The sequence below is a fragment of the Pectobacterium sp. 1950-15 genome, from assembly GCF_037136835.1.
In the GTDB taxonomy this organism is placed as follows: Bacteria; Pseudomonadota; Gammaproteobacteria; order Enterobacterales; family Enterobacteriaceae; genus Pectobacterium.
Genome location: NZ_JBBBQR010000019.1, coordinates 1 through 26243 on the forward strand (window position 1 = coordinate 1; position 26243 = coordinate 26243).

28 protein-coding genes and 1 tRNA gene are annotated in these 26243 nt (G+C 51.4%); 8 read left to right on the top strand and 21 right to left on the bottom strand.

Translation table 11 applies throughout. The features are described 5' to 3' along the window. Positions 1–42: 42 nt before the first annotated feature. On the bottom strand, positions 43–1416 hold the full coding sequence (gene mltD / locus WCT94_RS17775) for a murein transglycosylase D (RefSeq protein WP_336870761.1): 1374 nt from the start codon (positions 1414–1416) through the stop codon (positions 43–45). 71 nt (positions 1417–1487) lie between these two features. Continuing rightward, a complete protein-coding gene (gloB, locus tag WCT94_RS17780) occupies positions 1488–2243 on the bottom strand; it encodes a hydroxyacylglutathione hydrolase (protein ID WP_336870762.1) in 756 nt (251 codons plus the stop codon). Between the two features lie 43 nt (positions 2244–2286). Between gloB and WCT94_RS17785 the strand changes: the two genes are divergently transcribed. After that, positions 2287–2997 (top strand): class I SAM-dependent methyltransferase, encoded by a 711-nt coding sequence (locus WCT94_RS17785; protein ID WP_336870763.1) that lies wholly within the window; start codon positions 2287–2289, stop codon positions 2995–2997. 19 nt (positions 2998–3016) lie between these two features. Here the strand turns inward: WCT94_RS17785 and rnhA are convergent, their stop codons facing one another. Then, positions 3017–3583, bottom strand: a complete 567-nt coding sequence (rnhA, locus tag WCT94_RS17790; protein ID WP_256598819.1) for a ribonuclease HI — start codon at positions 3581–3583, stop codon at positions 3017–3019. On the opposite strand from rnhA, the gene dnaQ reads away from it, so the two are divergent. After that, positions 3537–4274 carry a DNA polymerase III subunit epsilon gene (dnaQ, locus tag WCT94_RS17795; RefSeq protein ID WP_336870764.1) on the top strand — a complete coding sequence of 246 codons (738 nt, stop codon included), beginning with the start codon at positions 3537–3539 and terminating at the stop codon, positions 4272–4274. The genes rnhA and dnaQ overlap by 47 nt on opposite strands. A gap of 171 nt (positions 4275–4445) precedes the next feature. Continuing rightward, positions 4446–4522: transfer RNA gene (locus tag WCT94_RS17800), tRNA-Asp, on the top strand. 123 nt (positions 4523–4645) lie between these two features. Here the strand turns inward: WCT94_RS17800 and nrdF are convergent. From nrdF to WCT94_RS17835, 7 genes are all read right to left on the bottom strand, one after another. After that, the gene (nrdF, locus tag WCT94_RS17805) at positions 4646–5608 is read right to left on the bottom strand and encodes a class 1b ribonucleoside-diphosphate reductase subunit beta (RefSeq protein ID WP_336870765.1); all 963 of its coding nucleotides are present in this window, start codon (positions 5606–5608) and stop codon (positions 4646–4648) included. A 24-nt stretch (positions 5609–5632) separates the two neighbouring features. Beyond that, positions 5633–7795, bottom strand: coding sequence for a class 1b ribonucleoside-diphosphate reductase subunit alpha (gene nrdE / locus WCT94_RS17810; RefSeq protein ID WP_336870864.1), 2163 nt, complete (start codon positions 7793–7795; stop codon positions 5633–5635). After that, positions 7792–8199 carry a class Ib ribonucleoside-diphosphate reductase assembly flavoprotein NrdI gene (nrdI, locus tag WCT94_RS17815; RefSeq protein ID WP_103862601.1) on the bottom strand — a complete coding sequence of 136 codons (408 nt, stop codon included), beginning with the start codon at positions 8197–8199 and terminating at the stop codon, positions 7792–7794. Before nrdI ends, nrdE begins: the two co-directional genes overlap by 4 nt. Before the next feature lie 9 nt (positions 8200–8208). Beyond that, positions 8209–8448, bottom strand: coding sequence for a glutaredoxin-like protein NrdH (gene nrdH, locus WCT94_RS17820; RefSeq protein ID WP_014916295.1), 240 nt, complete (start codon positions 8446–8448; stop codon positions 8209–8211). 782 nt (positions 8449–9230) lie between these two features. Next, complete coding sequence (speD, locus tag WCT94_RS17825; RefSeq protein ID WP_336870768.1) at positions 9231–10034, bottom strand: adenosylmethionine decarboxylase; 804 nt, start codon at positions 10032–10034, stop codon at positions 9231–9233. 45 nt (positions 10035–10079) lie between these two features. After that, positions 10080–10943, bottom strand: a complete 864-nt coding sequence (gene speE / locus WCT94_RS17830) for a polyamine aminopropyltransferase (protein ID WP_336870771.1) — start codon at positions 10941–10943, stop codon at positions 10080–10082. 108 nt (positions 10944–11051) lie between these two features. Next, positions 11052–11399: a YacC family pilotin-like protein gene (locus WCT94_RS17835; RefSeq protein WP_010280797.1), complete on the bottom strand. Its 348-nt coding sequence runs from the start codon at positions 11397–11399 to the stop codon at positions 11052–11054. A gap of 356 nt (positions 11400–11755) precedes the next feature. Here WCT94_RS17835 and WCT94_RS17840 point away from each other — a divergent pair, with 356 nt between their 5' ends. Both WCT94_RS17840 and WCT94_RS17845 read left to right on the top strand, forming a co-directional pair. Beyond that, positions 11756–13441 (top strand): ABC transporter permease, encoded by a 1686-nt coding sequence (locus tag WCT94_RS17840; RefSeq protein WP_336870773.1) that lies wholly within the window; start codon positions 11756–11758, stop codon positions 13439–13441. A 4-nt stretch (positions 13442–13445) separates the two neighbouring features. Continuing rightward, a complete protein-coding gene (locus WCT94_RS17845) occupies positions 13446–14531 on the top strand; it encodes an ABC transporter ATP-binding protein (RefSeq protein WP_336870774.1) in 1086 nt (361 codons plus the stop codon). Here WCT94_RS17845 and WCT94_RS17850 read toward each other — a convergent pair whose 3' ends face one another. After that, positions 14532–14963: a GNAT family N-acetyltransferase gene (locus WCT94_RS17850; RefSeq protein WP_336870776.1), complete on the bottom strand. Its 432-nt coding sequence runs from the start codon at positions 14961–14963 to the stop codon at positions 14532–14534. Positions 14964–15147: 184 nt separating this feature from the next. Here WCT94_RS17850 and hpt point away from each other — a divergent pair, with 184 nt between their 5' ends. Then, entirely contained in the window at positions 15148–15681 is a 534-nt protein-coding gene (gene hpt, locus WCT94_RS17855; RefSeq protein WP_172644812.1) for a hypoxanthine phosphoribosyltransferase, read from the top strand. Between the two features lie 58 nt (positions 15682–15739). On the opposite strand, the gene can is transcribed toward hpt, so the two are convergent. Further along, positions 15740–16381: a carbonate dehydratase gene (gene can / locus WCT94_RS17860; protein ID WP_010280785.1), complete on the bottom strand. Its 642-nt coding sequence runs from the start codon at positions 16379–16381 to the stop codon at positions 15740–15742. 138 nt (positions 16382–16519) lie between these two features. On the opposite strand from can, the gene WCT94_RS17865 reads away from it, so the two are divergent. Then, positions 16520–17452: an ABC transporter ATP-binding protein gene (locus tag WCT94_RS17865; protein WP_336870778.1), complete on the top strand. Its 933-nt coding sequence runs from the start codon at positions 16520–16522 to the stop codon at positions 17450–17452. Further along, positions 17449–18219 (top strand): ABC transporter permease, encoded by a 771-nt coding sequence (locus WCT94_RS17870; RefSeq protein ID WP_225085490.1) that lies wholly within the window; start codon positions 17449–17451, stop codon positions 18217–18219. Before WCT94_RS17865 ends, WCT94_RS17870 begins: the two co-directional genes overlap by 4 nt. A 45-nt stretch (positions 18220–18264) precedes the next feature. Here WCT94_RS17870 and panD read toward each other — a convergent pair whose 3' ends face one another. The 9 genes from panD to thpR all read right to left on the bottom strand — a co-directional run bounded on the left by panD (position 18265) and on the right by thpR (position 26195). Then, the gene (gene panD, locus WCT94_RS17875) at positions 18265–18645 is read right to left on the bottom strand and encodes an aspartate 1-decarboxylase (protein WP_015841288.1); all 381 of its coding nucleotides are present in this window, start codon (positions 18643–18645) and stop codon (positions 18265–18267) included. A 17-nt stretch (positions 18646–18662) separates the two neighbouring features. Further along, a complete protein-coding gene (gene panC / locus WCT94_RS17880; protein WP_336870781.1) occupies positions 18663–19517 on the bottom strand; it encodes a pantoate--beta-alanine ligase in 855 nt (284 codons plus the stop codon). Positions 19518–19836: 319 nt separating this feature from the next. Then, positions 19837–20634 (bottom strand): 3-methyl-2-oxobutanoate hydroxymethyltransferase, encoded by a 798-nt coding sequence (panB, locus tag WCT94_RS17885; RefSeq protein WP_336870784.1) that lies wholly within the window; start codon positions 20632–20634, stop codon positions 19837–19839. 104 nt (positions 20635–20738) lie between these two features. Continuing rightward, positions 20739–21269, bottom strand: a complete 531-nt coding sequence (gene folK / locus WCT94_RS17890; RefSeq protein WP_336870785.1) for a 2-amino-4-hydroxy-6-hydroxymethyldihydropteridine diphosphokinase — start codon at positions 21267–21269, stop codon at positions 20739–20741. Then, positions 21269–22681, bottom strand: a complete 1413-nt coding sequence (gene pcnB / locus WCT94_RS17895; protein WP_336870866.1) for a polynucleotide adenylyltransferase PcnB — start codon at positions 22679–22681, stop codon at positions 21269–21271. Before pcnB ends, folK begins: the two co-directional genes overlap by 1 nt. A gap of 139 nt (positions 22682–22820) precedes the next feature. Continuing rightward, positions 22821–23807: a tRNA glutamyl-Q(34) synthetase GluQRS gene (gene gluQRS, locus WCT94_RS17900; RefSeq protein WP_336870788.1), complete on the bottom strand. Its 987-nt coding sequence runs from the start codon at positions 23805–23807 to the stop codon at positions 22821–22823. A 128-nt stretch (positions 23808–23935) separates the two neighbouring features. Next, positions 23936–24391, bottom strand: a complete 456-nt coding sequence (dksA, locus tag WCT94_RS17905) for an RNA polymerase-binding protein DksA (RefSeq protein WP_010280759.1) — start codon at positions 24389–24391, stop codon at positions 23936–23938. A gap of 266 nt (positions 24392–24657) precedes the next feature. After that, positions 24658–25362: a DNA/RNA nuclease SfsA gene (gene sfsA / locus WCT94_RS17910; protein ID WP_336870789.1), complete on the bottom strand. Its 705-nt coding sequence runs from the start codon at positions 25360–25362 to the stop codon at positions 24658–24660. Positions 25363–25664: 302 nt separating this feature from the next. Continuing rightward, positions 25665–26195 carry an RNA 2',3'-cyclic phosphodiesterase gene (gene thpR, locus WCT94_RS17915; RefSeq protein ID WP_336870791.1) on the bottom strand — a complete coding sequence of 177 codons (531 nt, stop codon included), beginning with the start codon at positions 26193–26195 and terminating at the stop codon, positions 25665–25667. Positions 26196–26243: the final 48 nt, after the last annotated feature.

The following is a 26243-nucleotide window of genomic DNA, read 5'->3' on the forward strand; positions in this document are numbered from 1 at the left end:
TTTATAGGAGGGCTGTTTCTTGTTACTGATTCAGATATGACGTTAAGAATCAGGCTTTATATTACTGCTAACATAAAGCGTCAGACGATCGCCTGGCTGGATGTTGGCATTCTTGTTGATAACCGTATTCCAGCGCATTACATCAGCGATATTTACGCCATGGCGTTTAGCAATGCTTGCCAGCGAATCACCCTTCCGAACTTGATAGGTGATAGAACTGCTATTGCCTGAAACTTTGGCAACCTGCAGCGTCTGACCAACCTTGAGCGCACCAGCGCTACGCAGATTGTTCCAACTCTGCAAATCTTTTGTGCTGACATTAAGCCGTGTCGCAATTGCCGATAAGGTATCACCTGAACGTACCTTATACTGCTGTGATACTGGTGTTGTCTGTGCTTGTGCCAAGCGTGTTGGTTGAATCGCTGCGATGTCTCCATCAGCCAGTGAATCTTTCAACTGCTCAACGTGAGCTTTAGGAACCATAATGTAATGTGGCCCATTTGGTGCAGTTACATTACGCTTATAGCCCGAGTTATAGCTCTTTAGCTTATTCAACGACAGACCAGCCATCTCAGCGGCTTGTGTCAATTCTATCTGCTGCCCTAGCTCAACCTTTGCTAATGCTCGGCTTTCGTTGGGTTGCGGCAGACTCACGCCGTACTTCTTACTGTTTTTTAGGATATCGCTCAAGGCCAGCATCTTAGGAACATAAATTGACGTTTCACGCGGTAACGCCAGCGCCCAGAAGTTGGTTGATTTCCCTTTCGCTTTATTCGCTTTCATGGCCTGCATGACACGACCTTCACCACTGTTATAAGCAGCAACGGTTAATAACCAATCGCCATCAAACATGATGTTAAGCCGCTGCATCATATCCAGCGCAGCCGTCGTTGACGCAATCACGTCACGACGTCCGTCGTACCACTGGTTCTGTTTCAAACCATAATTACGTCCTGTGCCAGGGATAATCTGCCATAGCCCAGCGGCATTGGCGGATGATGTGGCACTTGGATCAAAAGCGCTCTCCACTATGGGTAGCAGTACCAGTTCCATCGGCATTTTACGTTGCTTAATCTGCTCGACTATCCAGTACATGTACGGCTCTGCCCGTAATGTTACATCGTGGAGATAGCTCTTATTTTTCAAATAACGCGTTTTTTGCTCGCGGATCCGGGCGTTATCCGGAACCTCCATCTTCAGCTCGTCGCCAATGAAGTTCCACAGATCTCGTTGCGCGAGGCTATCGTCATCTAACCATCGCGCTGAGGTCTCTCGACCATCTGTGTACTTTCCTGCTTCACTTTGACTTGCCGAAGACAAACTCTGTGCATGCTGTTTGGGTTGCGAGGTGTCATGGGGTGAAACCTGACAACCCGCCAGCAAGACTGAGGCGATGATTATCGCTTTAGCCTTCATATGTTGGTCAATAGTTTGCTTAAAAGACGAGCAAGGATACTTTGATTAGAGGAATAGCACAACCTAAACCTTCAGAAGCAGTCTTTCTTGCTGCGTAGCATCTCAAAAACTTGCCAATTCTCTATATTTTCAGGTTCTTTTGATAATTTTCTTTTTAAATCAAACTCATGGCAGCGAAGAAATAGGTTGATTCTTCTCTCCAGTCCTAATGTTGTTGGTAAGCTAGACTGCAATTTTTCTCGTATCTGACTGATTTCATGGAGATAAGCTTCAATATTCTGATCTTCAGGCCATATAGTATTAGAAAACCTTAAGTTTGATAGCGTGTATTCATGCGCGCAGCACACTACCGTATCATCAGGGAGAGCTGCTATTTTTTGAATTGATTCATACATTTGTTTCGGCGTGCCTTCAAAAATACGACCGCATCCCGCCGAAAAAAGAGTATCGCCACAGAACAAAAATGGCGCGTTATAGTAGGCAATATGACCAGATGTGTGTCCTGGAACCTCAATTACAGAAAATTCCGAATTTAACAAAGAGACGGTATTTCCTTCCTCAACCAGGCAGGTTGCGCCACATTTAGCGGTTTCTTTTGGGCCAAAAACAGGCAGGCTAGGGTAATGTTTGAGGAGCTCACGAACGCCTCCCACATGGTCGTTATGGTGGTGAGTGAGTAAGATAGCTTCAGGAAAAAGTGCGTGTTGATCGAGCGCTTTAAGCACAGGTGCCGCTTCACCAGGATCGACAATTACGCAGCGGTTTTCTTTATTGCTCAATAGCCAAATGTAGTTGTCCTGAAGTGCAGGGATACTGATAAGATTCATTCATCACCTCTTTTTGCTGGTAGCCTGAGGACGAGAACAGAAGATGAAATCGGCACAAATCCCTCAGACCATTGTTGCACCTGATTCATGGGATGATATCACCTGCGGGCAGTTTTATCGCGAGTCGCTTGAGCTGGCTTTGTTGCCATGGTGGCCAAAGCTCTTTGGCTTTCATCTTATCAAGGTCGGGGCACTGAGTGCGGAAATCCATATCACGGAGTGCGCGATTGCGCATCAGGTTAACGTGGCACCACTTGGTGATAATCTTCAAGTCGTGGCTGATGCTCATCAATTACCTTTCTCTGAAAAGTCGATCGATGCCTGTCTGCTCGCTCAGACACTATCTTATTCATCTGATCCGCATCGTGTTTTGCGCGAAGTTGATCGTGTTTTGGTCGACGATGGTTGGTTAATTCTGAGCACGTTTAATCCGATCAGTCTGGTTGGCCTGGGTAAACTGATCCCCAGACTCAATAAAAAGCATCCCTATTGCAGCCGCATGTTTACTCAAATGCGTATCACGGACTGGCTGGGGCTCTTGAACTATGAGGTTATTCATCAGACGCATTTTCATGTTACGCCATGGCGAAGAAATAAAGGGAAGTTGAATAAACATATTCCGATGCTAGGGTGCCTGACGCTGATTATTGCCCGAAAGCGCACGATTCCACTGACGTTTACGCCGATGAGGACACGGTTGCGTAAAGCATCTGTGCGCCGCACGGTGGGCGCAACAAAGATATATCGAAGATGAGGTGGACGCCTACGGTGATTTACTCAGCCTGATAACCCGTGTCATCAAGTGTTGGCGCACTCGCGGCGGCGCGAGCGAGTTCATCACAGCGCTCATTTTCCGGGTGCCCGGCGTGTCCTTTTACCCATTCCCAGCGCACGGAATGGCGTTGAATCGCGGTATCCAGCCTTTGCCAAAGATCGACGTTTTTGACCGGTTTTTTGTCGGCGGTTTTCCAACCTCGCTTTTTCCAGTTATGAATCCAACTGGTGATCCCCTGACGAACATATTGGCTATCAGTGCAGAGCACCACATCACACTCGGTCGTCAGCGTTTCAAGCGCTGCAATAGCAGCCATCAGCTCCATTCTGTTATTCGTGGTAAGACGATAGCCTGCACTTAACGGTTTTTCGTGCTGCTTGTAGCGCAGCAGGGCGCCATAACCGCCGGGGCCGGGATTACCGAGGCAAGATCCATCGGTGAAAATTTCTACCTGTTTGCGCATCTCTGGTAGACTCTCCCTTATGGTAAAAACGGCAAGTCTGACATAAACGAAAACGATGAGCACTGAAATTACGCGACAAATCGTCCTGGATACAGAAACCACTGGTATGAATATGCTGGGGGTTCACTACGAAGGGCATAAAATTATCGAGATCGGTGCGGTCGAAGTGATTAACCGCCGCCTGACTGGCCGCCATTTTCACGTCTATATCAAACCCGATCGTTTAGTCGATCCCGAAGCGTATAACGTACACGGTATCAGCGATGAGTTTCTTGCCGACAAACCGACGTATGTGGATATCGTGGATGATTTTCTCGATTTTATCCGTGGCGCGGAACTGGTCATCCATAACGCAACGTTTGATATCGGCTTTATGGATTATGAATTTCGGTTGCTGAACCGAGATCTTCCCAAGACAGAGACGTTTTGTAAGATCACCGATAGCCTGCTTATGGCACGGAAGATCTTTCCCGGTAAGCGTAACAGTTTGGATGCGCTCTGCGATCGCTATCAGATAGATAACAGCAAGCGTACGCTGCACGGCGCATTGCTCGATGCCGAGATTCTGGCTGAAGTTTATCTGGCGATGACCGGTGGTCAAACGTCTCTGACTTTCTCGATGGAAGGCGAAACGCAGCAGAAAAACGAGAATACCGAAACAATCCAGAGAATTGTCCGCCCTCAATCGGCGTTAAAGGTGCTTTACGCCGATGAAGCTGAGCTAGTCGCGCATGAACAGCGTCTGGATTTGATTGCTAAAAAAGGCGGTAGTTGCCTGTGGCGAGCTGAATAACGCCGCCAGCGTATCGCCCTCTGTGTTGCAAAATGGCGAGGCCGCTCACATCATGGGTGAGAGAATAATCAGTAAGATGAAATTATAAGCAAACAGAAACGGTTAGTTATAAAAAGCATTGACGTAATAGTGCCATCATCTTAGTATTCATCCCGCTCAGTGAGCATGAGTGGAGCGGTAGTTCAGTTGGTTAGAATACCTGCCTGTCACGCAGGGGGTCGCGGGTTCGAGCCCCGTCCGTTCCGCCACTTATTATGAAAACCCTGAATCAGCAATGATTCAGGGTTTTTTCATTTCTGGGTTTATCAAAAAAAGACTGTAGAGAAGCGTTTGTAGAAAATGCGGCCACCCGAAAAGCAGCGGCCGTGTTTTTAGAAATCCCAATCTTCATCTTCGGTGTTGACGGCCTTACCGATGACATAAGAGGAACCGGAGCCAGAGAAGAAGTCGTGGTTCTCATCCGCGTTTGGCGACAGCGCCGAGAGAATTGCGGGGTTTACATCCGTCATGTTGGCGGGGAATAGCGCTTCATAGCCCAGATTCATCAGCGCTTTGTTCGCGTTATAGTGGAGGAATTTTTTCACATCTTCCGTCCAGCCGACACCGTCATAGAGTTCCTGCGTATACAGCACCTCGTTGTCGTACAAATCTTGTAGCAGATCGTAGGCGAAATTTTTCACCTGCTGCTGACGAGCAGGATCGGCTTTCGCCAACCCGCGCTGGAATTTGTAGCCGATATAGTAGCCGTGTACCGCTTCGTCGCGGATGATAAGCCGGATTAAATCCGCTGTGTTGGTCAGTTTGGCGCGGCTTGACCAGTACATCGGCAGGTAGAATCCAGAGTAGAACAGGAACGACTCCAGAAACACGCTGGCGACTTTCTTCATCAGTGGATCGTCGCTGCGGTAGTGCGACAGAATAATATCGGACTTCTTCTGTAGCGCCGGGTTCTCTTCACTCCAGCGATAGGCATCATCCACTTCGCTGGTCAGACACAGCGTCGAGAAAATCGAGCTGTATGAACGGGCATGCACCGCTTCCATAAAGCTGATGTTAGACAACACGGCTTCTTCATGCGGCGTCACTGCATCAGGCATGAGCGTCGGCGCGCCCAGCGTATTTTGGATGGTGTCCAGCAGCGTCAGACCGGTGAATACTCGAATCGTCAACTGACGCTCGCGGGCGTTCAACGTACTCCAGGATGGAATATCGTTAGAGAGCGGCACCTTTTCCGGAAGCCAGAAGTTAGAGGTTAGCCGGTTCCAGACTTCCAAATCTTTATCGTCTTCAATTTTGTTCCAGTTAATCGCCTGGACGCGAGTGAGTGCGGTCATGCTTCGATTTCCTTCCGCGATGGCTTATAGCGCACAGGACACACAGCCCTGAACTTCGGTGCCTTCCAGCGCCATTTGCCGTATGCGAATGTAATAAATAGTCTTAATGCCCTTAGTCCAGGCGTAAATCTGCGCTTTATTGATGTCACGTGTGGTCGCGGTATCACGGAAAAACAGCGTCAGCGACAGCCCCTGATCGACGTGCTGCGTGGCGGCGGCATAGGTGTCGATGATCTTCTGCGGCCCGATCTCATAGGCATCCTGGTAATACTCGAGATTGTCATTGTTCATGTAAGGAGCGGGGTAGTAGACGCGGCCGATCTTGCCCTCTTTACGAATTTCGATGCGTGACACAATCGGGTGGATGCTGGACGTCGAGTGGTTGATATACGAAATCGAACCGGTCGGTGGAACAGCCTGCAAGTTCTGGTTATAAATGCCGTGGGCAATAACAGATTCGCGTAGCGCCGCCCAGTCCTGCTGAGTAGGAATGAGGATGCCGGCCTGTTCAAACAGTTCACGGGCGCGTGCGGTTGTGGGTTCCCAGCGCTGTTCAATGTATTTATCAAAATACTCGCCTGTGGCGTATTTGGAGTGCTCGAAGCCTGAGAAGCGCTGGTTCCGCTCTATGGCTAACGCATTCGATGCCCGAATTGCGTGGAAAGCGACGGTGTAGAAATAGAGATTAGTGAAATCGACGGCTTCTTCTGTACCGTAAAAGATACGCTCTTTCGCTAAATAGCCGTGCAGGTTCATCTGGCCTAAACCAATCGCATGAGATTGGTCGTTGCCTTTCTCGATGGACGGTACGGAGCGGATGTGGCTCATATCGGAAACGGCGGTTAGCGCGCGGATCGCCATTTCAACTGTCTGGCCAAAATCGGGCGAGGCCATCGCGTTGGCAATATTCATCGATCCGAGGTTACAGGATATGTCCTTGCCAATGTGGCGATAGCCAAGATCGTCGTCGTACAGGCTGGCGTCGTTGACCTGCAAAATTTCAGAGCACAGGTTACTCATATTGATGCGGCCGTGAATCGGATTTGCGCGATTCACCGTATCCTCAAACATCATGTAGGGATAACCGGACTCGAACTGGATTTCGGCGAGGATCTGGAAGAATTCGCGCGCCTTGATTTGGGATTTACGGATGCGCTTATCGTTTACCATCTCATGGTATTTTTCGGTGACGCTAATTTCTGACAGCGGCACGCCATAAACCTGCTCGACATCATAGGGCGAGAACAGGTACATCACCTGATTATTCTTCGCCAACTGGAACGTGATATCGGGGATGACCACACCTAAAGACAGCGTCTTGATGCGGATTTTCTCATCGGCATTTTCCCGCTTGGTATCCAGAAAACGCAGAATATCCGGGTGATGTGCATTTAGGTACACCGCCCCCGCACCTTGACGCGCTCCAAGCTGGTTGGCGTAGGAGAACGCATCTTCCAGCATTTTCATGATCGGGATAATGCCGGACGACTGGTTTTCGATACGTTTGATCGGCGCACCGGTTTCGCGGATGTTACTGAGCATGAAGGCCACGCCGCCGCCGCGTTTTGAGAGCTGAAGCGCGGAGTTAATGGCTCGGCCAATCGACTCCATATTGTCTTCAATGCGCAGTAGGAAGCAGGAGACTAGTTCGCCGCGCTGCTTTTTACCGCAGTTGAGGAACGTGGGGGTGGCGGGCTGGAAGCGTCCGCTGATGATCTCATCGACCAGCGAGCTTGCGAGTGCGGTATCCCCTTTAGCGAGGGTCAGTGCCACAAGACAGACGCGATCTTCATAGCGTTCCAGATAGCGTTTGCCGTCAAAGGTTTTTAGCGTATAGCCGGTGTAGTATTTGAACGCACCCAGAAAGGTTTGAAAGCGGAACTTGTGAGCGTAGGCCTGTTTGAAAAGGCGTTTGATGAAATCGAACTGATATTGATCCAACACTTCCGCTTCGTAGTAGCCTTCTTCAACTAAATAACGCAGCTTTTCTTCCAGGTTGTGGAAGAACACGGTGTTCTGGTTGACGTGTTGTAGGAAATAACGGCGTGCCGCGAGCTTATCCATCTCAAATTGGATATTTCCCTCTGCGTCGTAGAGGTTGAGCATCGCGTTCAGCGCATGGTAGTCGAGTGTATGGTAATCGAGCGAGTGGGCATCCGCTTCGGCCTTGGTTGCCTTTGCACTCACATGGTCTGTTGTTGCCAAAATTCAGTTACTCCCTTACGCACGTTTGCAACGTCTTCTGCTGTGCCGAGCAATTCAAAGCGGTACAGGTAAGGCACCTGACATTTCTGCGCAATGATGTCGCCAGCGATGCAGTACGCTGCACCGAAATTGGTATTGCCTGCGGCAATCACACCGCGCAGATAAGCGCGATTGTGCGGATCGTTGAGAAAGATGATGACTTGACGCGGCACAGCCCCTTTCGTGCTGCCTCCGCCGTAGCTGGGGACAACCAGAATATAGGGGCGATCAACTTTCAATGCAGGCTGTTCTGTCGCTATCGGAATTCTCAGGGCTGGCAAGCCAACCCTGGAAATGAAGCGATGCGTGTTTTCCGACTGGCTGGAGAAATAGACCAGCGGGTTCATATTGCCCCCTTACTGCAATTGCAGGGCGGCGTTCAGAGTACTGATCTTATCCGGGCGGAAGCCGCTCCAATGATCGTCGGCCGTCATCACGACGGGTACCTGTTGATAGCCCAACGCTCTTACCTGCTGCAACGCCTGTTCATCTTCAGTTAAGTCCACCAGTTGATAGTTAATTCCTTGCTTGTCCAGCGCACGGCATGTGGCGTTGCATTGAACACAATCTGGCTTAGTGAAAATAGTAATACGCATGATTCGTATTTACCCTTTGGCGTGAAAGAAGTATGTCGGAGCGGCTATCTTCAGGGCATGTGCACCCGAACCGATCCACTGGGTAGCAACCCGTTACGCGAGCGCCACACAAAGAATACTAGATGTGGGTGTTTTAAATTTCAACCACACAAGATATATGATTTTTAGTTGGCCTTATATCAATTGACGCGAACCCAGATGCAGCAAGGCTGGGAGAGAATGCAAGCAAAAAATGCAGAAAGAAATAAATGTGAGGCGCATCATTTTTGACGAAATAGTGTGCGACGAAATGAAGGGTAATGTGGGAAAGACAAAAGCCAACATGACTAATCCAGCTTTCCTTTGGTAAAAGCTGGCTTCTTAGTAACGCTTTTTTATGCTGACTAAGAGACAGTTTCGTGCGCAATGATACCGTCATTTTCATGCTACTTCATAGCACGCGCCCGACGCAGGGCGTTCAGTCGCCGCCGCCCTGCGAACTCAGGCTTCCGGCTAAATTATGCCGCTACGCGGTGCCATCGGTGTTCATGACCCCTTTTCGAGCCGCCAGTGACGCGTTTACTCGCCCCATTAATGGGGCTCACCCTTCGGGCCAGCACAAGTGCTGTTCAAAAACGTCTCTGACGTTTTTGTCCGACGCGGCACTGGCTTTCGCGGCATCCATGCCGCTCACTCGGTGTTCATGCACACCGCTGCATAATTTTTACGCCGGATAACGGCAAAATCCTCGATGCCCTTATATTTGTGACTAAGAGACAGCCCTGTGAAGTGAGATGTATTGATTACAGAACGGGCAGGTTTCTGCCGTAATAGATTTCCTGCATTTCGTGATACAGCAGATCGGTAATTCTTTTCCGTTCAGCAGCGCTGAGTTCTTCTGGGCTGACGTTGAACAGGTAATGTTTCAGGTCGAAGTCTTTCAACAACATCTTGGTATGGAAGATATTTTCCTGATACACGTTCACGTCCATCATGTGATAGAGCGCTTTCATATCCTCGGACATGAAGTTCTGAACCGAATTGATCTGGTGATCGATGAAATGTTTTATGCCATTGACATCACGGGTAAATCCCCGCACGCGGTAGTCGATGGTCACAATATCGGATTCAAGCTGATGGATGAGATAGTTCAGCGCCTTCAGCGCCTTCAGCGGTGAAATCAAGCCACAGGTAGACACTTCGATATCTGCGCGGAAGGTACAAAGCCCGCCTTCCGGGTGGCTTTCTGGATAGGTATGAACACAGATATGGCTTTTATCCAGATGCGCAACAACGGAATGGGGCAACGGCCCAGGATGTTCTGAGGTATCGACATCTCGTGGATCGATGGGTTCTTCGCTGACCAGAATGGTCACGCTGGCACCTTGTGGATCGTAGTCCTGACGCGCGATGTTAAGGACGTTGGCACCGATAATTGAGCAGGTTTCAGTGAGGATTTCTGTTAAACGGTTAGCGTTATATTGTTCGTCGATATAAGCGATATAACCATCGCGATCGTCGGCCGTTTTGGTGTAACAGATATCGTAGATACAAAAACTCAGGCTTTTCGTCAGGTTGTTAAAGCCGTGTAGTTTCAGCTTGTGCAATTTACGTCACCCCCTTGTGGTTGTGTGATTACCCTAAGTGATGGATTATTGCGCATTCTGTAGCGCGTTCAGCAGGTACTGTGGTAGGGCAAAACTGCCGATATGAACATCAGGCGTGTAATAGCGACAGGTCATCCCTGACTGCGCAAAACGTTGGCGCAGCATGGCGGCGTCTATCTGGCGCAGTGCCGGGTTATTACTAGCCCAGGCGAACGTCATAATGCCGCCGTAGTAAGTCGGGATTGCCGCCTGATAAAAATTGACATCACTGAAATAGTGGCTGAGTTTTTTATGGCTGCCGACGGCTTCATCCTGTTGTAGGAAACATACGCCATTCTGCGCGACGAAAATTCCGCCTTCATTCAGGCAGCGGGCACAACCCTGATAGAAATCAGAGGTGAACAGGCTTTCGCCGGGGCCGATGGGGTCGGTGCAATCGGAAATGATGACGTCAAACTTGTCGCTGCACTGTCTGACGAAATTAACGCCGTCATCAATCACCAGATTAAAACGCGGGTCGTCATAGCTACCAGCGCTGTGATTGGGCAAGTACTGGCGACAGAACTCCACCACGCCTGCATCGATCTCCACCATCGTGATATGTTCGACGCCGTGATGTCGGCTGACTTCCCGCAGCATACCGCCATCGCCGCCACCGATAATCAGTACGCGTTTGGCGTTGCCGTGTGACAGTAGAGGGACGTGGGTGAGCATTTCGTGATAGATAAACTCATCGCGCTCGGTGGTTTGCACCACGCCGTCAAGCGCCATTACACGGCCTAATGCGTCGTTTTCAAAGATGATGAGATCTTGATGATCGGTCTTCTCGTGATACAACACGCGATCAACCGAAAAATACTGGCCAAAGTTGGCATGCAGGGTTTCATACCAAATTTCTTTCTGGGACATGTTAGGGCTTCCTCCGCGATAACAGCCATGAAAATTGGCGCGCCATCATAGCCGACTCTTTTGCCGCATGCACGGTCAAATTTCAGTCAGCGCGGAGGAGGAGGGGAATTACTGCGCGTAGGAGAGTAAACCGAGTGAATTGCGTGCCAGAGACTGACATTTCTTCGGGGTAGGAATCGCAATTTTACTCAGATCGCGATAGCTGTCTTCACCCATCGCCGTCATATCATAAGCGCTGTAATTGCTGAGATCCCAGCGGTTTTGCTGAGCAAAGGCGACCAGTGTCCGACGAATCTGTTCATTCGGCAGATCTTGATAGCCGCAGTGGTTTTTCAGATAAACAAAGATCGCAGTCAGATCGGCCAGATCTTCCGCTTCAAATTCATTTAGCGCCTTGCTGGCGGAAGAGAAGCTCATCAGGCTTAGCAGGAGCAGAGCCAGCGCAGAGTTTTTCATGGTTGAACCTGTTCCAAATATCGTCAGATGACGTTATCACAGATATCCCATGCGGTTCCAAGTTTTCTTACGGGAAACATCTGATATCCCCGTCATTCTTCAAGCTGCATGTGCGTTGGCTTTCCTTGCTCACCCCAGTCACTTACTTATGTAAGCTCCTGGGGATTCGCTGTGTCGCCGCCTGCTTGCAACTCGAATTATTTAGGGGATTGCGATAAAAAACGAATGGCAAAAAGGCGGAAAAATAATAAGCGCAATCTTTTGAAATGGTTAATATTTATTTTACTGCCGTGTGGTGATGAAAATCACCTTGAGGCAATCGCAGGATTAAAGCCCATTTATCGTTGTTTGATACGATGACGCCGCCGTCAGGCTCTGTTATTAATAACAGCGATCTCATCCAATACAGTTTTGATTCTATGATCTCCGGTGTCTGGCGCGTCAGTAGTTGGTTGTTGGCGGGACTGTTGCTGCTTCCTTTAGCAACGGTTTTTTATCAGGCTTTTTTTGCCGATGGGCTGGGATTCGCCCCACTGTGGCACATTGGGTTACCCACCTACCTGATACATTCTGTCGTTATCGTGATGGGTACGCTTTTCTTCAGCTTACTGTTTGGGTTGCCTTCGGCCTGGTTTGTTGCCATGTATCGCTTTCCCGGTCATCGTGTACTGCAATGGGCGCTTTGCCTGCCAATCGCGATGCCCGCGTTCCTGCTCGCTTACCTTTATACCGATGTGTTACGGCACCTGTCCCCGTTGTTGCGGGAAGGCGGTTTGCAGATTGTATCGTCGTGGGAGGAATTCCACGTTGCTGGGCTACCTGTTTCACTGGGCTGCGTAAGTCTGGTGCTGGCGCTGGTGTTGTATCCCTACATTTACCTGTTGGTACGCGAAGCGCTGGTGAAACAGCCAGCCAGCTTGATTCACTCTGCTCGTTTACTGAATCAAACGCGTTCCCAGGTTTTGCGCCGCTTATGCTTGCCTATTGCGCTGCCTGCCATTGCCTGCGGTGGTGCGTTAGTGGTGGTCGAAACATTGGGCGATTATGGCGCGGCGTCCTACCTTAATATTCCAACCATGACAACACAGGTGCTGGATACCTGGCAGAAGCAGGGCGATCTCGGCGCAGCAGCGCGCCTTGGCGTCTTGATCTTGCCTGCGATCTTCCTCTTGATGTTTCTGGTTAATCTTTGGCGCCGTAAGCAGAAAATTTATCAAGCTCAAGCGAACACTTCTCTGGTGGTTACGCCCGTGTTGAGTGGGTGGCGCAGCAAGGTGGTGCGTGGCTACTGTTGGGGAATCGTTTGTCTGTCATTCTTGTTCCCGGTGCTGTATCTGTTATTTCTGGCTCTCCAGCACATAATGTCCGTATGGGATATGGCTTTCCTCCAGGCGGTAATGAATAGCCTGTTGGCGTCAGCCATCGCGACAGTCATCATTACGCTGATGGCGCTGTCGTTTATTTTCTACACGCGTACGGCTGGGATATTTGCCAATCAGACGCCGGTTCGGCTGGTCAGCCTGAGTTTTGCCTTGCCCGGCGCAGTACTGGCTGTCGGGCTGTTTACCTTGCTGTCGCTGGTGGATAGCGGGATTAACCTGTTTGCCCGCGCGGCGGGGTTGCCTACCGCCGATGCCCTGCTGGCCGGGTCGCTGTTTATTCTTATCCTCGCCTATAGCGTTAAATTCGGGCGTCTGATGCTGGACAGCCTTGAGCGCAGTATGGACGCCATTCCGCGCTCGCTGGACAGCGCGAGCCTTGTTCTGGGGGCTTCTCCCCTCAGCCGCTGGTCACGCGTGCATATTCCGCTGTTGCGTCGCAGCCTGTTCATCGGGGCGCTGCTGATTTTTACGGAAAGTATGAAAGAGCTGAATGTCTCGCTGCTGCTGCGCCCTTTTGGGATTGATACGCTGGCAACGTATGTTTTCCGCTTTACGGCGAGTGAGCAGGTTGCGTCATTTGCCTTGCCTGCGCTGGTGCTAGTGGCGGTGGGGCTGATCCCTGTTTTCTGGCTGAATCGCGCACTGAATATAAAAGGATAATCACATGGCCGCGTCGATAGATATTCTGAACGTTCAGGCGGTAAGCTGTACGTTGCAGCAATCCCCTGTGTTGGAGAACATCTCATTTGCCGTACGCGACGATGAGACAATCTGCCTGTTGGGCCGAAACGGCTGTGGCAAAACGGCGCTATTACAGGTGATTGCGGGCCTGCTGCCGATTACTCAGGGCAAAATTTTGCTGGAAGGTGAACCCGTCAGCTCGCCGCAAGCGTACGTCTTGCCCGAACTGCGTCAGGTTGGCCTGATTTTTCAGGACTACGCGCTCTTTCCGCATCTGACCGTGGAAGGCAACATTGCGTTTGGGCTATATGGCCGCCCGGAAAGCGAGGTGAAGCCAATCTGTGCGGAAATGCTGACGCTCCTACAGTTGGATGAGGTCGCTGCACATTATCCACATGAACTATCGAACGAACAGCAGCAGCGTCTGGCGATTGCCCGTGCGCTGGCCTGTGAGCCGAAACTGCTATTGCTGGATGAGCCGTTTCCCGGTCTGGACAGTCAGACCCGTTATCGCCTGATCACCGAATTGCGGCAGATTCTCAAACAGCGTCATGTTGCGGCGGTTTTCGCTACGCACAGCCGGGAAGAAGCCTTTGCCTGCGCCGACCATCTGATTCTGCTGGATGAAGGGAAGATTATGCAGCAGGGCTATCCCTCTGAGCTGTACCATCGTCCGAATAGCCGCTTTGTGGCTGATTTTATGGGGAATACGAACTATTTGCCCGTGAAAATCATGAGCGACCACCAGTGGCAAAGCCCATTGGGCGATCATCATGCGACCCATCCCCTCAATCAGCCAATGGATTCACAGTGCGACTGGATGGTACGACCGGCAGACGTGGCGCTGGCACTCGATCCCGATGGCCCGGCGTCGATCGAAGATCGGCTGTTTATGGGCACGTCAAACTTGTATCGGGTGAAGCTGGGGGAACTGATGCTGTTGGTGCAGACCGGCAACTGGTTTGAACCGGGGCAGCAGATACGGTTAAGCATTAAGACGGATCCGCCAGTCTTGTATCCTGCTTTACCCGCCGTCAGCACTCCGGCTGACGGCCCTGAAAAGCAATGATTACGCCTCGTGCAGGTCTGCCGCTGGCATGAGCCAGGTGCTGTTGTGCTTTTCAAACCCTAATTTGGGGTAGTAATCCACTGCCAGCGGCGCGGCCAGCAAAATGATTTTGCAGCCTTTTTCCAGTTGCTGAGCGGTTTGTTGAATCAGTTTCTTGCCTATTCCTGCATGCTGATAGTCCTCTGACACCGCCAGATCGGACAGATAGCAGCAAAAATGAAAATCCGTCACGCTGCGCGCAATTCCCACCAGTGTTTCCCCTTGCCAGGCGGAAACCAGCAGGTTGGCGTGCTTAAGCATACCGGCAATCGCGGTCTGATCATCCAGCGGGCGGCGCGGCCCCAATGAGGTTTTTGCCAATAGTTCAACGAACTGCTGGCTGGAAAGCGGGGCATTCACTTTGTAGCAAACATCCACTGATGACGTGCTCATGATGTCTCCTTCATGGTGTGGTTTCTGATATACTTCGCGCGCCTGGGCATTGCCCAGACTGATGTAAACATCTGGATTGTTAAACATCAGCATCGTTAAACATCAGCATTGGCGCATCATCGATAATGAGTCTGTCATTCTGCCGATGGTGCTGAATACCTTACTTCAAAGAGTTATCAGTATGATGAAACATACCGTGGAAGTCATGATTTCTGAGCAGGAAGTGATGGCGCGGGTTACCGAACTGGGGCAACAGATCAGCGAACACTACCGTGATAGCGGCAGCGATATGGTGCTGGTAGGGCTATTACGCGGATCGTTTATCTTTATGGCCGATTTATGCCGGGCGATCGACGTCCCTCACGAAGTGGATTTCATGACGGCATCCAGCTATGGCAGCGGTATGAACAGTACGCGCGATGTGAAGATCCTGAAAGATCTGGATGAGGATATTCGTGGCAAAGACGTGTTGATCGTTGAAGACATCATCGACTCAGGTAATACGCTGAGCAAAGTGCGGGAAATTCTGCAACTGCGTGAGCCGAAATCGCTGGCTATCTGTACGCTGCTGGACAAACCAGAGCGCCGTGAAGTGGCAGTGAAGGTCGAGTGGGTTGGGTTCTCGATTCCTGATGAGTTCGTCGTGGGTTACGGTATCGACTATGCTCAGCACTATCGCCATTTACCTTACGTCGGCAAGGTTGTTCCGCAGGAATAATGACAAGACAAGGCCGATGCCGTGAGCGACGCCCAGCGAGTGGGCGTCAGGCAGTGAATCAAGGCAGAGAGGAAATTGCACGGCGATAACGCTGTTCCAGCGTTTCCCGGTTGGTCGCTGTCACTTCCAGGTCGCGCAGGCGGCCATCCTGAATACCGTAAACCCAACCGTGGATCGTGACTTTCTGTCCACGTTTCCATGCGGACTGCATGATGGTGGAGTGGCCGAGGTTATACACCTGCTCGACAACGTTGATTTCACAAAGCGTGTTCAGGCGCTGTTCGGGAGGCAATTCCCCCAGCAGCGAACTATGCTTGTACCACAAATCACGGATATGCAGCAGCCAGTTGTTAATCAAACCCAGTTCCGGGTTTTCCACCGCAGCCTGAACACCGCCGCAGCCGTAGTGGCCGCAGATGATAATGTGTTCGACTTCGAGAACTTCGACGGCATATTGCACGACAGACAGGCAATTGAGGTCGGTGTGAATAACCAGATTTGCGACATTGCGGTGAACAAACAGTTCACCAGGCTCAAGGCTGGTCAGACTTTCCGCAGGTACGCGACTGTCCGAGCATCCAATCCATAGAAAACGGGGACGTTGTGCCTGCGCCAGACGTTCAAAGTAGCCAGGATCCTCTTCCACCATCGTTTTAGACCAAAGCTGGTTGTTCGCGATGAGCGTTTCGATTTCTTTCATGAAAGTAAATGACCTGTAACAAACAAGGGGCAGTGAGGAGTAATATAAGGCAACATGCGTCGTTTGAAAAACGATAGTTTATCTCCATCATAACTTCGAACCTGTAGAACTCACTGATAATAAGGCAATCCATTTCTTATGACATATGCACTGGAACTGGCGCAATTAACCAAAACCTATCCGGGAGGCGTCAAGGCGTTACGAGGGATCGACCTGAACGTGGAAGCGGGGGATTTCTATGCGCTACTGGGGCCAAATGGCGCGGGAAAATCCACCACGATTGGGATTATCAGCTCGCTGGTGAACAAAACCGCCGGTAAAGTTCGCGTCTTCGGCTATGACCTTGAGCTGGATAAAGTGAATGCAAAACGCCAACTGGGGCTGGTCCCGCAGGAATTTAACTTCAACCCGTTCGAAACGGTATTACAGATTGTGGTTAATCAGGCTGGCTACTATGGCGTGAAACGTCAGGATGCCTTGCTGCGTGCGGAAAAATACCTGAAACAGCTGGATCTATGGGAGAAACGCAGCGAAAAGGCGATGATGTTGTCCGGTGGGATGAAGCGTCGTCTCATGATTGCACGTGCGCTAATGCACGAGCCTAAACTGCTGATTCTTGATGAACCGACCGCCGGTGTAGATATCGAATTACGTCGTTCTATGTGGGGCTTTTTGAAGGAGCTGAACGCACAGGGCACCACGATTATCCTGACGACGCACTATCTGGAAGAAGCGGAAATGTTGTGCCGCAACATTGGGATCATCCAGCGGGGAGAGCTGGTGGAAAATACCTCAATGAAGCAGCTGCTTGGCAAGTTGAAATCAGAAACGTTTATTTTCGATCTGGCGGCGAAAAGCCCGCTGCCGCAGCTTGAAGGCTACACGTTCCGCTTGACGGACACGTCAACGCTGGAAGTCGATGTGATGCGTGAGCAAGGCATGAATGCGCTATTCAGCCAGCTAAACGCACAGGGGATAACGATATTAAGTATGCGTAATAAAGCGAATCGGTTGGAAGAGCTGTTTGTCACGCTGGTGAATGGGACAAGCGGTAAGGGAGATAAGGCATGATGCATTTGTATTGGGTGGCGCTACAGAGTATCTGGGTGAAAGAAGTCACCCGATTTGGGCGTATCTGGATTCAGACGCTGGTGCCGCCAGTGATCACCATGACGCTGTATTTTATTATTTTCGGTAACCTGATTGGCTCGCGTATCGGTGAAATGCACGGTTTTACCTACATGCAGTTTATCGTACCGGGTTTGATCATGATGGCGGTGATCACCAACGCGTATGCCAACGTGGCCTCTTCCTTCTTCAGCGCCAAGTTTCAACGCAACATTGAGGAACTGCTGGTTGCACCGGTGCCGACTCACGTGATTATCGCGGGCTATGTTGGCGGGGGGATCGCACGTGGCCTGTGCGTGGGGATTTTGGTAACGGCGGTATCGCTGTTCTTCGTCCCGCTGCACGTTCATGCCTGGTGGGTCATTGTTCTGACGCTGTTATTGACGGCAATGCTGTTCTCGCTGGCGGGATTATTGAACGCGGTCTTTGCGAAAACCTTTGATGATATCAGCCTGATTCCGACGTTTGTGTTAACGCCGCTGACCTATCTGGGCGGGGTGTTTTACTCACTGACGTTGCTGCCACCGTTCTGGCAGGCTGTGTCTAAACTGAACCCGGTGGTGTACATGATTAGCGGCTTCCGTTACGGCTTCCTCGGAATTCAGGACGTGCCACTGCTGTTTACGATGTCGGTACTGATTGCCTTTATCGTGGTGTTTTATCTGCTGGTCTGGTGGCTGATTGAGCGCGGACGTGGGCTGCGGACGTAGTAGGTGAATGAGAAGGCGGTGGTAACACCGCCTTTTACTTAGCGATCAGGCAACCTGAACCGGAATCGCTTTGGCCTGACGTTGCAGTTCGTTATCGCCAGAGAAATAGGCAACCTTGGGGTTGTGACTTCTGGCTTGCTCGTCGGACATCTGCACATAGGAACAGATAATCAGTTTGTCGCCCACGCAGGCAAGGCGAGCGGCTGCACCGTTTACGGAGATAATGCGTGAACCTCTTTCGCCTGCAATGGCGTAGGTAGAGAAACGCTGACCGTTATCAACGTTGTAGATATCAATCGCTTCGTATTCCAGAATGCCAGCGGCATCCATAAAATCCTGATCGATGGCGCAAGAGCCTTCATAATGCAAGTCAGCCTGAGTCACTTTGACCCGGTGCAGCTTGCCTTGCAGCATGGTACGTATCATCGCTTTGTTACCTCGGTTCATACAGTCAAATCGACCTGGTGGTTATCAATCAATCTGGCCTTGCCTAACCAGGCAGCCATCAAAATCACTGCTCGTGTGCTGGCAGTGTTCAGCGGTTGTAGCGTATCAGCATCGCGGATAAACAGTTCATCAGGCGTAAAACCCGCTTCGCGCAACTGCTCTGCCGTCTGTTCCAGCAATGTGTCTATCTGGCGATCGCCGTTGTCCAATTGCGCGGAAAGCGCCATCATCAGCTGATAAAGTGTTGGTGCCAACTGGCGTTCTTCAGCACTGAGGTAGCCATTACGCGAGCTCAATGCCAAACCGTCTTTGGCACGCACGATAGGGACACCGATGATATCAATGTCATAGCCCATATCGCGGACGAGCTGCCGAATCAGTGCTAACTGCTGGTAATCTTTTTCACCGAAGCAGGCTACATCCGGCTGTACCAGATTGAACAGCTTGCTGACGATGGTGGCTACGCCGCGAAAATGGCCGGGACGGCTGGCACCTTCCAACATAGAAGACAGTCCAGGCACATCGACAAACGTTTGTGATTCCAGCCCATTGGGGTATATCACATCGGGGCTCGGTGCGAAAACCAGATCGGCACCGCGGCGATTCAATTTCTCGCAGTCTTCCTGCAATGTCCGCGGGTAGCGGGCTAAATCATCTGGCCGCTCAAACTGCATGGGATTGACAAAAATGCTGACAATAACGATGTCGGCGCGAGATCTGGCTTCATCGACCAGCGTCATGTGTCCGTCATGCAAGTTACCCATGGTGGGAACCAAAGCAATGCGTTTCCCTTCCTGACGCCAGCGGCGGATTTCGCGGCGCAGCAGCAGAGGGGTTTCGATTATTAACACACTCGTACTCCTAAAAAATATACCCGTCATACTTCAAGCTGCATGTGCGTTGGCTACGATACTCGCCCCACTTGCGTGGACCTCGCCCCGTAGGGGCCGCTGCAAGCAGCGTTCAAATCTGCCACAGGCAGATTTGTCACTCACCCGAATCACTTACTCAAGTAAGCTCATCGGGATTCTTTCTCTTGCCGCGTTACGAGGCCCATAAATGAGCCTCGCCCTAAAGGGGCCAACGCTTTGCGTTGTTCAAAACGTTAACGTTTTGTCCTGCAACTCGAATTATTTAGGGCATAAGTCCGATTAACGGAATGCTCGTTTTTTAATGAAATGAATGTTCTTCGGCCGGGTAAATACCCTGTTCGACTTCTTGTGCATACAAACGCACTGCCGCGCGGATATCGCCCCCGCTTTGCGCCAGAAAGTTCTTGGCAAACTTGGGCGTGTTGTCACCGGTAATGCCGAAAGCATCATGCATAACCAGAATCTGCCCGTCGGTAACGTTGCCTGCGCCAATGCCGATCACTGGAATCGACAGCGCGTCGGTGACGCGTTTAGCCAGCGTGACAGGGACGCATTCCAGCACGAGCAACTGTGCACCGGCTTCCTCAAGTGCGAGGGCATCGGCCAGTAGCTGATTGGCATCGCTTTCGCTCCGGCCCTGAATTTTATAGCCGCCGAAGATGTTAACGGATTGCGGTGTCAGACCCAGATGGCCGCAAACTGGCACGGCGCGTTCGGTCAGCATTTTTACCGTTGGCGCAAGCCAGCTTCCGCCTTCCAGCTTCACCATATTTGCGCCTGCGCGCATCAGCTCTGCGGCCTGGCTGAACGTTTGTTCCGGCGTGGCATAGGTCATAAAAGGCATATCGGAGAGAACCAGCGCCAGTGGTGCGCCGCGGCGAACACACTGCGTGTGGTAAACGATATCGTCTGTGGTCACGGGCAATGTGGAATCGTGACCCTGCACGGTCATGCCCAGTGAGTCACCGACCAGCATTACACGGATGCCTTGTTCAAAAAACAGGCGGGAGAAGCTGGCGTCGTAAGCGGTAATCGTAGCGAATTTTCGCTGATCTTGTTTCCATTGGCGCAAATGGGAGATAGTCGTCGGTTTCATGACGGTCTTCCTATGTCAATAGGGCGAAGAATTGAGGGGGACATTCTAATGTAAGCCGACGAGTAGCGATATACCCGTCGCGCGTCAAGTTGCAGATGTGATGGCTATGGGGAACCGAATGTTCCGGTCGGCTTCTCGTCATCCCACCGTTCATTATCCCATAAGGTCAGACCGTTGCGGTCAACATGGGTTAGCCGTTGAGTGAGCGTTTCACCGTCGGGGAATGTCAGTTCAGGGGCGATTTCCGCGAGCGGATAGAGCATGAATTCGCGATTTTTCATGTCGTAATGCGGCACGGTCAAACGTTCAGTCTGGATGACGACATCGCCGAACAGCAGAATATCCAGATCCAACGTGCGCGGGCCCCAGCGGTGTTCCTTGCGTTCACGGCCTTGTTCCAGCTCGATGGCTTGTGTGTGATCCAGCAGCGATTCGGCCGCTAATGCGGTTTCCAGTTCAACGACGGCGTTGAGGTAGTCTGGTTGATCCTGCGGGCCAAGCGGGCGGCTACGATAAAATGAGGAGCAGCAAACGACGCGAGTGTGTGGAATCGTGTCCAGCGCAGACAATGCTGCGCGCACCTGTTGCAAAGGCTGGGCAAGGTTGCTGCCCAGCGCCAGATACACACGTACCATCAGGCTTGATCTCTGCGGGCCGCTGTCGGTTTACGCGGTCGGCGAGGGCGGGAACGGCGGTGTGGCGTCGGGCCATCATCCAGAGATTTCAGCATGTTTTGCTGACGCGGCGGTGCGGCAACCTGGAATTCTCCCCACCACTGAGCCAGGCGCAGCAGCTCCTGATGATTTTCGATTTCGGCACGCAGACAAAGCAGGTCATACGCGGCGCGGAATTTAGGGTGTTCCATCAGTTTATAAGCGCGTTTACCCTGACGACGCGACAGGCGCGTTTGCAACTGCCAAATATCACGAACTAACGACGTAATGCGCTTAGGAATGGCCAGAGAACGGCACTGTTCATCCAGTACATCGTTCATCGCTAGCGAGAAGGCATCGAAGTAAGCCAGACCACTTTCCTGGGCCAGCTTTTGCGCATGCTCAACCAGCGGATACCACAGCATGGCGGAAAACAAAAACGCCGGATTGACCCGCATGTCATTTTGCAGGCGCTGATCGGTATTTTTCAGCACCTGTGCAACCATACGCTCCAATGTGGAATCGCCGTTTGGTGTGAAGTAGCGACTCAGCAGCGGGAAAAGCGGCTGGAACAGCTGGTATTCACACAGCATTTTATAGGTTGGATAGCCATAGCCTGATTGAAGCAGCTTCAGCGACTCTTCAAACATGCGCGCCGCAGGAATATCGTGCAACAGTGAGGCCAGACGAGGAATCGGCTCAGCGGTTTCCGGGCTGACCGTCATGTTCAGCTTGGCAGCGAAACGGACGGCGCGCAGCATACGCACCGGGTCTTCACGGTAGCGCGTTTCGGGATCGCCAATCATACGGATGACGCCCTGACGCAGGTCGTTCAGACCACCAGTGTAGTCACGAACGCTGAAATCAGCGATGCTGTAATAGAGGCTATTGATCGAGAAATCGCGGCGCTGTGCGTCTTCTTCAACCGAGCCGAAAATATTGTCGCGCAGCAGCATGCCGCTCTGAGCCTGCTGAGAAGAATTCTTGGTTTCCTGCTGTTCCTGATGTTGATCGTGGTGACCACGGAACGTGGCAACTTCAATCACCTCTGGCCCGAACATGATATGGGCGAGACGGAAACGACGCCCAACCAAACGACAGTTGCGGAACAACTTGCGCACCTGATCGGGCGTGGCGTTAGTGGTGATATCAAAATCCTTCGGCTTTTTGCCCAGCAGCAGGTCACGTACGCCGCCGCCAACCAGATAAGCCTCGTAGCCCGCTTTGTTCAGGCGATAAAGTACTTTCAGCGCGTTATCGCTGATGTCGCTGCGTGAAATAGTGTGTTGGTCACGCGGAATCACCGTCAGATGCTGATGTGGTTCCTCTGATTCGACCATGTCGTTCTCACGATTCAGTACTTTACGGCAAAAATTAGCAACTCGGGAAAAGATAATACACCTCGATAGTGATGGATAAATCAACGGCACAGCAAAAAACGTCTGGGAGATATTTTTGACATCGCCCCGACGATGGCCTGCAAAGGTGACGGCTAAGGATGACGCGTCACTAAAAATAGCGGCTAATCATAGCTCACCAATGCCCCTTTGAGAATGCTGATGTGATCGCGGACGCGTTTATTGCCGCTTGCAACGGGACGATATCAAGTGACCAGTGCGCGACAGACCATGCCAGCAATGCGGAAAGCGTCATATCCTGACCGTTTTCCGGCAGCGGTTGATGCAAAAATTGCAGTGCAGCCAGCAGCACGGGACGCGGATCGCTGTTCGGCAGCGCTGGGGCATGATTCTGTTTGGACAGTTTATTTCCTTCTGTATTCAGCACCAGCGGCAGATGAACATAGGTAGGGATCGCGTAGCCCAGCTTCTGATAGAGTGAAATTTGCCGCACTGTCGGCTCGATCAGATCGGCGCCGCGCACGATCTCCGTAATACCCTGATCGTTATCGTCGATCACGACGGCCAGATTATAGGCAAACAGCCCATCGCGGCGGTGGATAATAAAATCTTCCTGCGCGAGTGCCGTGTCGGCATACAGTTCGCCACGCAATTTATCGTGAAAGTGAAATACCGGCGTTGTTTGGCGCAGGCGTAGCGCGGCGTTATCGGAGGGCAGGTTACGCGTCCGGCAATGGCCGTCATAGTGTCCACCTAGCTGCTGAATACGGCTACGCGTACAGGTGCAGTAGTAGCTCATTCCCAGCTGTCGAAGCTGCTGAAGGATCTCGCGGTAACGTGCATGGCGCTGTGACTGGTACATCACCTCGCCGTCCCAATACAGGCCGTAATGTTCTAACTGGGCGAGTATACGGGAGGCGGCTCCGGGAATTTCCCGTGGCGGATCGATGTCTTCAATACGTACCAGCCAGCGCCCTTGTTGGGAACGCGCCTGAAGATAACTACCCAGTGCGGCGATGAGTGAGCCAAAATGCAGATCGCCAGAGGGAGAAGGCGCAAAACGTCCGACGTAGTGGTCGGTTTCAGTAAAGGGATTCACTTCAGGAGAAGGGGTCGTTTCGGTAAAACTATTTTTTTGTGTAAAACAAACAGTTCCAGACATAAGGGGTTGATGCTATCTCGTCAGCGTTTTATCCAGACAGAAGATAGAGTGATGAACATCATTCATCAGCGGTAGCGTTCCTGGAGTCGGCCCCCGCGACGGGCAGGAGCCGATTCTGGACAGGAAAATTAGCCTGCCATTTGCTTTTCGCGTATCTCTGCCAGTGTCTTGCAGTCAATACACAGATCGGCAGTCGGACGTGCTTCCAGACGGCGGATGCCAATCTCGACGCCACAGGATTCGCAGAATCCGAAATCCTCTTCTTCGATTTTCACCAGCGTTTTGGCGATTTTCTTGATCAGTTTGCGCTCACGGTCACGGTTACGCAGTTCGAGACTGAACTCTTCTTCCTGCGCTGCGCGATCCACGGGATCGGGGAAATTAGCGGCTTCATCGCGCATGTGCGATACCGTACGATCCACTTCATCCATGAGTTGGTTGCGCCATGCTTCAAGAATACGCTTGAAATGAGCCAGCTGAGCGTCGTTCATATACTCTTCGCCCGGCTTCTCCTGGTACGGCTCTACTCCGGCAATTGCGAGAATGCTCAGAGAAGATGTCTTACGGTTTTGCCCTTCTTGCATGTTGCTTCTCCTACATAACACGACACGCATAATACCCTTTTATGCAGTGAAATTGCGGCGTTGTTGGCCATAACTTCAGCTATCTGGGTATATCGGCCCCCAAAGGGGGAAAAACAGGCCGCTATAAATAGCAGATGAAGATGGGGTTGGCAATGCTTCCTGACACCGGCCTGATAAAGTGTGAGGAACAACCTGCTTACATTAAATAATAAACAATGTGTTACGCCTTTGGTGGTGCGTTCGGCGTGTTATGCAATGCTTTTACTTCATCCCAACAACGGTAGTTTGTGCGTCAATGTAATACCGTCAGGGCATAATGTGGAGCCGTAACATAAAATTTCAACCCCTGCCCGTTGTGCTTCTGTAAATAATTCCGCATAGCGTGAATCAATATGCCGGGCGGGAGAAACCTGCTGGATTCCTGAATGGAGCACCGCGAAAAAAAGCACCGCACGTTTTCCATTGGAAACCATCTGTTGCAGCTCACGCAGATGCTTTTGCCCTCTGAGTGTAACTGCATCGGGAAAGTAACCACATTCATGTTGCAATAATGTGACTGATTTCACCTCAATATAGCAGTCAATCTTGTCCGGCGCCTGTAAAAGCAGGTCGACTCGGCTATTTTCCGTACCGTATCTCACTTCCGTTTTTACGTCTGAATAGCCCGACAGTTCTTCTACGCGATTCTCCAATAAGGCTTCGTATAATAATGTGTTGGCACGCAGAGTATTGACACAAATCCAGTGATTTTGTTGCGTTTCTGTCAGCTCCCAGCTGTGCGGATACTTACGTTTAGGGTTATCGGATGTGGAGTACCAGACGGTATCGCCGGGCGTCGCACAGCCCGTCATCGCGCCAGTATTGGCACAGTGCAGCGTGAACGTCTCGCCTTCCGGGGTCACGACATCGGCCAAAAAGCGTTTGTAACGTTTAATCAATCGGGCGGGTTGTAAACGTGGGGTATAGTTCATGCGTATCCTGTTTTGTTCGTTTATACCCGTCATACTTCAAGCTGCTTGTGCGTTGGCAATACTCGGCTCAGTTCTGAGCCTCGCCCTGAAGGGCCGCCGCAAGCGGCGTTCAAATCGGCTAAGCCGATTTGTCCTTACTTACCCCAGTCACTTACCTGTGTAAGCTCCTGGGGATTCGTTCGGTTGCCGCGTTACAAGGCCATAAATGGGCCTTGCCCTAAAGGGTCAACGCAGAGCGTTGTTCAAAACGATAACGTTTTGTCATGCAACTCGAATTATTTAGGGTATATCTAACTATTTTCTTATTTAATAAATGACCAGCTTTCCAACTGTTGATAGCGGGTTTTGCCATTGTCGAAAAGTGATTCGTAAAGCGAAAATTGCGTCATATCGACCTGCCAACTGAAGGTGGCGGGGGGAATCGCAACGGGACGAGTCGCGCCGCGCAATAGCGTAATGTGTGGATGAAAAGGTAATGCCGTTTGATAAGAGCCGTTGCGTGCGGCCTGAGCGCGCAGCAGTTCCGCGAGCTGTAGCAGCCCACGCGGTGCACGGCGGCAGCCCAGCCAGACAACGCCGGGACGCGGCCAGTGTCCGGCGTCATCCAGCGTAAGGGAAAATACAGGCTGACGGATGCGGCCCGCCAATGTCCGTAAGGCCTGCGCTTTTTGTTCACTAACGTCACCCAAAAAAGCTAGCGTCAGATGAAGATTGGCCGCCGCAACCGGACGACCCGCTTCCGGGGCGAAACGCTCGGCACGCCAGCGGATAATCTCTTGCTGCGTGGTTTCCGGTAGTGATAGGGCAAAAAACAGGCGGCGGGGGGCTGACATGGCGATCTCTCTGTTCTGATTCCATCCGATGCTACATTCATCATGATG

Bases quoted from the DNA above. Each gene is read 5' to 3' on its own strand.
- sfsA (WP_336870789.1), bottom strand. From the start codon at position 25,362: ATGAACTATACCCCACGTTTACAACCCGCCCGATTGATTAAACGTTAC.
- gloB (WP_336870762.1), bottom strand. From the start codon at position 2,243: ATGAATCTTATCAGTATCCCTGCACTTCAGGACAACTACATTTGGCTA.
- dksA (WP_010280759.1), bottom strand. From the start codon at position 24,391: ATGCAAGAAGGGCAAAACCGTAAGACATCTTCTCTGAGCATTCTCGCA.
- WCT94_RS17865 (WP_336870778.1), top strand. From the start codon at position 16,520: ATGACATATGCACTGGAACTGGCGCAATTAACCAAAACCTATCCGGGA.
- mltD (WP_336870761.1), bottom strand. From the start codon at position 1,416: ATGAAGGCTAAAGCGATAATCATCGCCTCAGTCTTGCTGGCGGGTTGT.
- nrdH (WP_014916295.1), bottom strand. From the start codon at position 8,448: ATGCGTATTACTATTTTCACTAAGCCAGATTGTGTTCAATGCAACGCC.
- panD (WP_015841288.1), bottom strand. From the start codon at position 18,645: ATGATACGTACCATGCTGCAAGGCAAGCTGCACCGGGTCAAAGTGACT.
- WCT94_RS17850 (WP_336870776.1), bottom strand. From the start codon at position 14,963: ATGAGCACGTCATCAGTGGATGTTTGCTACAAAGTGAATGCCCCGCTT.
- speE (WP_336870771.1), bottom strand. From the start codon at position 10,943: ATGTCCCAGAAAGAAATTTGGTATGAAACCCTGCATGCCAACTTTGGC.
- WCT94_RS17785 (WP_336870763.1), top strand. From the start codon at position 2,287: ATGAAATCGGCACAAATCCCTCAGACCATTGTTGCACCTGATTCATGG.
- can (WP_010280785.1), bottom strand. From the start codon at position 16,381: ATGAAAGAAATCGAAACGCTCATCGCGAACAACCAGCTTTGGTCTAAA.
- gluQRS (WP_336870788.1), bottom strand. From the start codon at position 23,807: ATGTCTGGAACTGTTTGTTTTACACAAAAAAATAGTTTTACCGAAACG.
- WCT94_RS17835 (WP_010280797.1), bottom strand. From the start codon at position 11,399: ATGAAAAACTCTGCGCTGGCTCTGCTCCTGCTAAGCCTGATGAGCTTC.
- hpt (WP_172644812.1), top strand. From the start codon at position 15,148: ATGAAACATACCGTGGAAGTCATGATTTCTGAGCAGGAAGTGATGGCG.
- thpR (WP_336870791.1), bottom strand. From the start codon at position 26,195: ATGTCAGCCCCCCGCCGCCTGTTTTTTGCCCTATCACTACCGGAAACC.
- WCT94_RS17870 (WP_225085490.1), top strand. From the start codon at position 17,449: ATGATGCATTTGTATTGGGTGGCGCTACAGAGTATCTGGGTGAAAGAA.
- panB (WP_336870784.1), bottom strand. From the start codon at position 20,634: ATGAAACCGACGACTATCTCCCATTTGCGCCAATGGAAACAAGATCAG.
- folK (WP_336870785.1), bottom strand. From the start codon at position 21,269: ATGGTACGTGTGTATCTGGCGCTGGGCAGCAACCTTGCCCAGCCTTTG.
- dnaQ (WP_336870764.1), top strand. From the start codon at position 3,537: ATGAGCACTGAAATTACGCGACAAATCGTCCTGGATACAGAAACCACT.
- nrdF (WP_336870765.1), bottom strand. From the start codon at position 5,608: ATGACCGCACTCACTCGCGTCCAGGCGATTAACTGGAACAAAATTGAA.
- WCT94_RS17840 (WP_336870773.1), top strand. From the start codon at position 11,756: ATGACGCCGCCGTCAGGCTCTGTTATTAATAACAGCGATCTCATCCAA.
- WCT94_RS17845 (WP_336870774.1), top strand. From the start codon at position 13,446: ATGGCCGCGTCGATAGATATTCTGAACGTTCAGGCGGTAAGCTGTACG.
- nrdI (WP_103862601.1), bottom strand. From the start codon at position 8,199: ATGAACCCGCTGGTCTATTTCTCCAGCCAGTCGGAAAACACGCATCGC.